The organism is Paenibacillus haidiansis (genome assembly GCF_036553665.1).
GTDB lineage: Bacteria > Bacillota > Bacilli > Paenibacillales > Paenibacillaceae > Fontibacillus > Fontibacillus haidiansis.
The window spans coordinates 1-7,099 of record NZ_JAZHPZ010000033.1 but is presented as its reverse complement, the minus strand read 5'-3'; the positions used below and the strand labels follow the sequence as shown (position 1 = coordinate 7,099).

9 protein-coding genes are annotated in these 7,099 nt (G+C 45.0%); 4 read left to right on the top strand and 5 right to left on the bottom strand.

Annotated features, from left to right (window positions below):
• Nucleotides 1–22: 22 nt before the first annotated feature.
• The gene (locus V3851_RS26670; protein WP_054943616.1) at nt 23–919 is read left to right on the top strand and encodes a manganese catalase family protein; all 897 of its coding nucleotides are present in this window, start codon (nt 23–25) and stop codon (nt 917–919) included.
• A gap of 133 nt (nt 920–1,052) precedes the next feature.
• Here the strand turns inward: V3851_RS26670 and V3851_RS26665 are convergent, their stop codons facing one another.
• Complete coding sequence (locus V3851_RS26665; protein ID WP_331849419.1) at nt 1,053–1,565, bottom strand: GAS domain-containing protein; 513 nt, start codon at nt 1,563–1,565, stop codon at nt 1,053–1,055.
• 207 nt (nt 1,566–1,772) lie between these two features.
• On the opposite strand from V3851_RS26665, the gene V3851_RS26660 reads away from it, so the two are divergent.
• Together V3851_RS26660 and V3851_RS26655 are read left to right on the top strand one after the other, a co-directional pair.
• Nucleotides 1,773–2,201 carry a cell wall hydrolase gene (locus tag V3851_RS26660; RefSeq protein WP_005832064.1) on the top strand — a complete coding sequence of 143 codons (429 nt, stop codon included), beginning with the start codon at nt 1,773–1,775 and terminating at the stop codon, nt 2,199–2,201.
• A 614-nt stretch (nt 2,202–2,815) separates the two neighbouring features.
• Complete coding sequence (locus V3851_RS26655; protein ID WP_331849418.1) at nt 2,816–2,989, top strand: hypothetical protein; 174 nt, start codon at nt 2,816–2,818, stop codon at nt 2,987–2,989.
• A gap of 593 nt (nt 2,990–3,582) precedes the next feature.
• On the opposite strand, the gene spoVAE is transcribed toward V3851_RS26655, so the two are convergent.
• From spoVAE to V3851_RS26635, 4 genes are read right to left on the bottom strand one after another with little or no spacing between them, the layout of a single operon-like run.
• Nucleotides 3,583–3,933 (bottom strand): stage V sporulation protein AE, encoded by a 351-nt coding sequence (spoVAE, locus tag V3851_RS26650; protein ID WP_005832063.1) that lies wholly within the window; start codon nt 3,931–3,933, stop codon nt 3,583–3,585.
• Complete coding sequence (gene spoVAD / locus V3851_RS26645) at nt 3,930–4,949, bottom strand: stage V sporulation protein AD (protein ID WP_127510464.1); 1,020 nt, start codon at nt 4,947–4,949, stop codon at nt 3,930–3,932. Before spoVAD ends, spoVAE begins: the two co-directional genes overlap by 4 nt.
• Before the next feature lies 1 nt (nt 4,950).
• A complete protein-coding gene (gene spoVAC / locus V3851_RS26640; RefSeq protein ID WP_005832062.1) occupies nt 4,951–5,430 on the bottom strand; it encodes a stage V sporulation protein AC in 480 nt (159 codons plus the stop codon).
• 44 nt (nt 5,431–5,474) lie between these two features.
• Nucleotides 5,475–6,335 carry a DUF421 domain-containing protein gene (locus tag V3851_RS26635; protein ID WP_331849412.1) on the bottom strand — a complete coding sequence of 287 codons (861 nt, stop codon included), beginning with the start codon at nt 6,333–6,335 and terminating at the stop codon, nt 5,475–5,477.
• 210 nt (nt 6,336–6,545) lie between these two features.
• On the opposite strand from V3851_RS26635, the gene V3851_RS26630 reads away from it, so the two are divergent.
• Nucleotides 6,546–6,752 (top strand): DUF1657 domain-containing protein, encoded by a 207-nt coding sequence (locus V3851_RS26630; protein WP_277748943.1) that lies wholly within the window; start codon nt 6,546–6,548, stop codon nt 6,750–6,752.
• Nucleotides 6,753–7,099: the final 347 nt, after the last annotated feature.

The following is a 7,099-nucleotide window of genomic DNA, read 5'->3' as shown; positions in this document are numbered from 1 at the left end:
TGATAAGGGGATGATGTCCGCCATGTTCAAGCGCATCAATCGATTGCCCATTGCATTGCCTGTTCCCAAACATCCGGACGCCAACGCCGCGGCGGCTGTGCAGGAACTATTAGGCGGCCGTTTCGGGGAGATGTCTACGTTGAATAATTATTTGGTCCAATCTTCGAATTTTCGCAGCAAAAAAAAGCTGAAGCCCTTTTATGAACTTGTGGCCAGCATTACGGCGGAGGAGGTTGGCCATGTGGAATTGGTGATGAATTCCATTAATTTATGCCTGTCCGGTTCCACATTTCCGGCAGATCCGGATGCGGCCCCTCTGCGCAACGGGCTTGACAAACGCAATACCTACCATTTTATTGCAACGGCTCAAACCTCGTTGCCCGGCGATTCGATGGGCAAAGCATGGAACGGTGATTATGTCTTTAACAGTGGCAATTTGGTACTCGATCTGCTTCATAACTTTTTTCTCGAATGCGGCGCCCGCACCCATAAGATGCGCGTGTACGAGATGACAGATCATCCTGTCGCCCGCGAAATGACGGGTTACTTGCTGGTCCGCGGGGGAGTTCATGTGCTTGCTTACGCGAAGGCGCTCGAAATCATGACCGGAGTCGACGTCAAAAAAATGCTCCCTATTCCCAATCTAGAGAATCGGGCATTTGATGCGACCCGCAAATACGAAGAACAGGGAATTCATCGAAAGTTATATACGTTTAGCGATTCAGACTATGAAGATATCGCTCAAATCTGGAAAGGATCCCACCCTTCCGACGGAGAGCGATTGGAAGTCGTCAGAGGAGTTCCCCAAGGAGGGGAAGTGCCCGATCTTGAAGAAGTGCCGGAAGAATTTGCTCCTGGCATCTCGAATGAGGATTTTATGCAGATTGCCCAACGGCTGCAAAAGCTCGCCGGATTGTAAGGTGTTGCGTTCCTATACGGGCAAGAGTTGCTGCTTACATATGGCATGTATACGAAACCTTTATTTATTTCTATTGGCCGTGCGCGACTCCCAGCGTGCGGCTCGTCACATAGTGGTGGTCAAGCACAACCCTTTATTGGAATGGTTTCAATTGTCTCTCCCTTAGTTCTTGAATTTTATTTTCTAAATATTCGATACGAGATTTTAGTTGTGCTTTCTCTATGACATGTTTTCTGCATATTTCCAGAAGTTTCTCGTTCTTTTCCTTCTCATTCTGAAGCGCCTGCTTAACTTTTTCATACCGATTCTCAAGCAATCTTTTGCCGCTTGGTCTGGTTGACGTTTCGATTGCAGTAGCTGCAAGAACCGCAGCCTTCCATTCGACTTCCGGAAAACGGGTGAGGTAGAGAAAAGCAGTTAAAGGATATATGCAAAAGGTGTGAAGCATAACAACGCTGGTATAGTTGAATACTGGATCGGGTTCCAAACGCCACAAATAAAATTTTTCATGCGAGAAGAATTCGTAAAGCAATTGAAAACAAGCTAGGTATACCATCGTTGGATAGCACTGGGAAAACTGTATCCACCGACCCCACCGCCACGCCGCGAATACCGTCCATAACGCAATGGCTAAATGAATACTCACAACTCACCTTCAGATGTTATTTATCATGTGCTGGCGCAGTTACATGTAGGCGGTTTTAAGTTATCCAAAAAAAGAGTAGTTAATTCAGGCAATTAACAATCCGTAAGGTGAAACTTGCGAGATTGTGCGTCGGATAGCGGTATGAATATTAAGCAAGCACTAAATAGAACAATGGGAATATATTGAATACTAAAATGAGGTGATACAATGGCCGTTGTCAAAGCCAGGGCAAGTGATATAGATCTGTTGGCAAGATTGCTTCGAGCCGAAGCGGAAGGGGAAGGCGAACAAGGAATGCTGCTCGTCGGGGCTGTAGGAATTAATCGGATTCGGGCAAACTGCTCCGATTTTAAAGGCATTCGTACGATTCCGCAAATGGTATTTCAGCCGCATGCGTTTGAAGCAACCATACACGGTTACTTTTATCAAAAGGCAAGGGACAAAGATAGACGCCTTGCACGAAAGTCAATTAACGGTGAGCGACCATGGCCTGCTAAATTCGCTTTGTGGTATTTCAAACCCCCCGCAAATTGCCCTTCGACATGGTACAATCAGCCTTTTGTCGGAAGATACAAAAGCCACTGCTTTTACGAACCGACAGGTGTAGAATGCGAAAATATTTACAATACTTTTTAAACATATAAGACGCAGGCCTAATCCGGTCAGCGTCTTATATGTATTAAGCGCAAATCTCTGCATAACCGTTTGGAGTAATACTTTGCAGGTATGGGGATCTTCCAGTTTTGGTTCGTGTATGCCAATGCCAGTACCAACCGGCCAATCAGTTCTTTATTGACCAGCCAACACAACTCATTGTACTTCTCCAAGGCATTGAGGAAATTACTGAGTTGATGGAGCAGGGAGAATCGGCGTCTTTTTGAACATTTACACGAATCCGATGATGTCCCAAAGTTGATCCTTCGGTAGGCGTAAAATCCGATTTTGGTATCTTGATTTCTTACCGTATACCAGAGGAGTGTTTTGAGGAATGGAAGAGGGTGTCCAAAGGCAGGCCAGCCGATATGTCCGGCATCACCTACGAGAAGTTTCTGATCCGATCGGAAGATCTTCTTCGCTTACATTCCACAGTTCGGCCATTTCCTTGATATGCTTTGGACCAAAAGGGTAAGATCGATGGTTCACCAACCGAAGCGCCGACCGTCTACTGACTCCGATGATGTATAAAGGATACGAATATCGGAATAATATCAGTTACATATTCTGAAAATGGCAAATGGAAAGGAGAAAATATGGAAAAAAGCGAACTTAAATCACAATTTAAACACCGAATCAAAACGGCAAGTAATAAATCTCCAATAGTATTGGATGGCAAGGCAAGTAAAAAAGTTCCAACCGAGCCGAGTTTGATGGAGAGAACCAAAGAAGCGATGGAGAATATAGGAACCGAAATAAATAGCGTCTGACAGTATATGGAATGATGCAGTTAGGCTCGCCATATGGCAAAAAGTTCACCGTCAGAAATATTTTATAGCTGGGTCGACGTATGAACAAACAAAAAAACAACTACAGCTCCATAACAATCGGTTTATGCCGGGTTTGCTCGTAAGCTTTGAAATTATTGATGGGACATTCCGTAAGGATTGGAACAAGTAAACTTCTCATAATCAAAACCAGTCGGTTAGGGAGCGCACTAACCGACCCCTTAACGTGCATTCGGAAATATTCGTTGCACAAGTTCATTGAATTCTTCAAGAAAACCTATGACTGGCTCCCTTGCCTGACATATATTCGTACGCATTGAAGTTACCCCGGTCTACAGCTGGCATCTCGCCATGTACCTGCACGAGAATCCGGCGCTGCAGGCGCGCAAAGTCATAGTGTTTACGATTAACCCGAAGCTTGTGAACAAGTTCAAGAAGCAGACGGAGAGATAACGCCTCCTTTGCATAAGTCCTTCTGCGGAATTCCCAGTTAAAATCTGGAGTTAAGCGCTGGATTTTTTGACTGGGTCTAGTTTGTCATTTCCATTTTCCTGACTCTTCCAATGGGCCCCGTATTATCCTTTGGGTTTTACGAACAATGCAGCGAGAAACGAAAAAATAATCGCTGCGGATATTCCGGCACTGGTCACTTCGAAAATTCCGGTGATGATCCCAATCCAGCCATTGCTCTTTAGTTCTTGAAGCGCACCATGGACAAGAGCGTTACCAAAGCTTGTAATCGGGACCGATGCTCCTGCCCCGGCAAATTCAATCAGCGGATCATACCATCCAATTCCGTCGACAATCGCGCCCAATACAACAAGCAGGGTCATGGTGTGGGCCGGTGTAAGTTTCAAGACATCAAAACAAAATTGTCCGAAAACACAGATTGCACCTCCCACCAAAAAAGCCCAAAGAAAAATCATAATATCTCCCTTCCTGCCTCTATGGATACGGCATGAGCGATACAAGGAATGCTTTCCCCTTGTTGAAATGAAATCGGGGATAGCAGCGCCCCCGTAGCGACAACGAGGATTCGTTTCAGCTCACCTCTTCGCATCCGATTTAGCAAATGTCCATAGGTAACAACTGCCGAACAACCGCAGCCGCTTGCTCCGGCTTGAACCATTTGGGTTTCATAATCGTAAATCATCATCCCGCAATCGGAATATTCGGTTTGTTCGATGGGAAAGTTATGTTTCTTAAACAATTTACAGGCGATTTCATATCCGACTTTCGCAAGATCGCCGGTAACGATCAAATCGTAATAACCCGGTTCAATTCCCAAATCTCGAACATGCGCCTCAATGGTGTCTACCGCTGCAGGAGCCATCGCTGCGCCCATATTAAACGGATCTTTAATGCCCATATCGATAACCCGGCCAATGGTGGCAGATGTAACAACCGGTCCGTCACCTTCCATGGATACGATGGCAGCACCGGCCCCGGTTACCGTATATTGGGCGGTTGGCGGTTTTTGCGAACCGTACTCGGTCGGATATCGGAACTGTTTCTCCGCACTGGAATCATGGCTGCATGTCCCCGCCAACACAAATTTCGCCGAACCGGAATTTACAAGGTTAGCTGCTAATGCCAGACTTTCCATCGAGGTTGAACAAGCGCCAAACACACCGATGTAAGGGATCGATAATGTTCGCGCGGCAAAACTGCTGCTAATGATTTGATTCATCAAATCCCCGCCTATGTAAAACTGTACTTGTTCCTTTGTCAACCCCGCATTTTCAATAGCCAGTTTTGCCGCTTCTTCAATCAATACCTTTTCTGCTTTCTCCCAGCTCTTTTGTCCCATCATGGATTCTCCATGGACAATGTCAAAATCTTTGGCCAGCGGGCCTCTTCCTTCAAATGGACCCACTACCGTTGCTGTTGATCGGATGAACGGCTTGTTCTCAAATAGCCAACTCTGGTGTCCCTTTAACATATTAAGAGCCTCCCCCGCCTTTGATCAGCAAATGTACAATTCCTACCGCAAAGGCGGCGACTGTACCAAATACAATAACCGGTCCAGCCAGTTTAAACATTTTACCGCCAACACCGAGTACCATACCTTCACTCTGATGTTCAATCGCAGCGGATGCCATCGAATTCGCAAATCCCGTCACAGGCACTGCGGAACCCGCACCAGCCCATTGGGCAAACTTATCGTACACCCCCATGCTGGTCAGAATGACAGAAAGGAGTATCATAACCGCCACGGTAGGGTCTCCAGCTTTTTTCTCATCAAAGCCGCCCCAATGCACAAACATTTCCTGGATGGCTTGTCCAACCAAACAAATGGCCCCGCCGGCTATAAACGCACGAATGAAGTTTTTGAGTATGGGCCTCGGAGGTTCGACGCTTTGCGCCAATTCTTTATATTCCTGTTGTACCCGCGTTAAATTTTTCTTTATATTATTTGCCATGAACATCCTCCTCGAATTTCAGCTGACGTATAATTGGCGAATTGTTAACGAATCAGCAATGGTTTAACTTCATCAATAATCTTTTCTAACGCTTTTGAACATTGCTCGTACATCTGCTTTGTATTTTGTTCTTTGGTAGATAAGCCAAACATTTCGAGATCCGCTTCACACTTTTTCAATGTTGCAAGCAACGCGGCTTTTTTCTGGGGTTTCGGTACTTTGATCTGATCATCAAATAAATCAACGTATAGCTGGCCATAGGAATCCACCTGTCCAAGAAATACGTTATCAATCGAAACACCTAATTTCTCCAGTTCCGTATCCAGCCATTTCCTGTTTAGACCTATCGTGGCAAGCGGTTCGTCCATTATTTTTCCATCCATAATGACCGATTGAGGTTCTTGTTCTGGCCCGACATTTATTCCCAGGTGTTTAGGCGTTAACGGTTGATTTTCCTTGGTTAAAAGAACGCTAACGTCACCGCTTGACTCCATGATGGCGAATTCAACATCGGCAGCTTTGAACACATTCTTTATTCGAAGCTGTTCCATAAGTTCATCCGTGGTAATCCTTTCTTTTTTTAGGTTATCCTCCATGATCTTGCCGTCCTTAATGAGCACTGTTGCTTTGCCGTCGAATAGGTCTCTTGCCGTTTTGCTTTTCAGCTGTAAAAATTCAATCCCTAAAGAAACAACGGTCCAAACCGTCATCGAAACCAAGCCCAGATACCAAGTGGACTCCAGATCCAACGAAACGTAAGCTGCAAGGCTGCCGATCGTGATTCCGGTGATATACTCAAACAATGAAAGCTGTGATACCTGTCGTTTACCCAATATCTTCGTTAGGACAAAAAGAACCCCCATAGACAATAACGTTCGCAAAGCGATTTCTACCCAATCCGGCATAATATCACCATTCCTTTCCAATCACATTAATCGACAAAAGTTAATATGTCCTAATTCCATTATTTTCATGCATTTCCATTTGAATTTTTTTCTAACGTATACTTTTGTTGCGAGACGGAAATATTAATTTCGGTATTGGGAGAATGTAAGCATCTATTCCTATTACCCCTGAAACATTATCCTATCCTAAGGTAAAGGAGGTGACATTCCGTGACAGTTGCTTCTCAAGTGAAAACGTGCGTAGCATCTTTAAAAAGTGCTCAGGCGAGTCTGGAACAATTTGCTTTGGAAACACAAAATCAAGAAGCAAAATCGCTCTTTACGAATGCGGCCCAACAAGCACAACAAATCGTGCAGCAAGTAGAAAGCCGCGTACAACAGTTGGAAAATGAAGAGCCTCAATATAAGGGGTTTTAAGAAAAACAGACAAACCATGAATATTGAGGACATGGCTTGTCTGTTTTCATCGGTGAACAGATTAGAAAAGAGATCAAACCCTACAAGTTGAGTAGGGTTTGATCTCTTTTCGCCACTATTCTATTGTTTAGACAGCTAACCTTGGATAAACCTAAACACTGCCGCCCCCATCGCCACTGCTAAAGCTGACAGTATCCAAGTTCCCCCTAGGCCCAACGCACGCCCATGGCTACGGCCGCCAAATGATGAAGGTTGGAATTGAATGCCGATCTTTTTTCCCCATTCGCTTCCCTTGGGCGCTGTCCTATTGGAGTTGCCGAAATCATTGTAAGATTGTTGTATTCGAT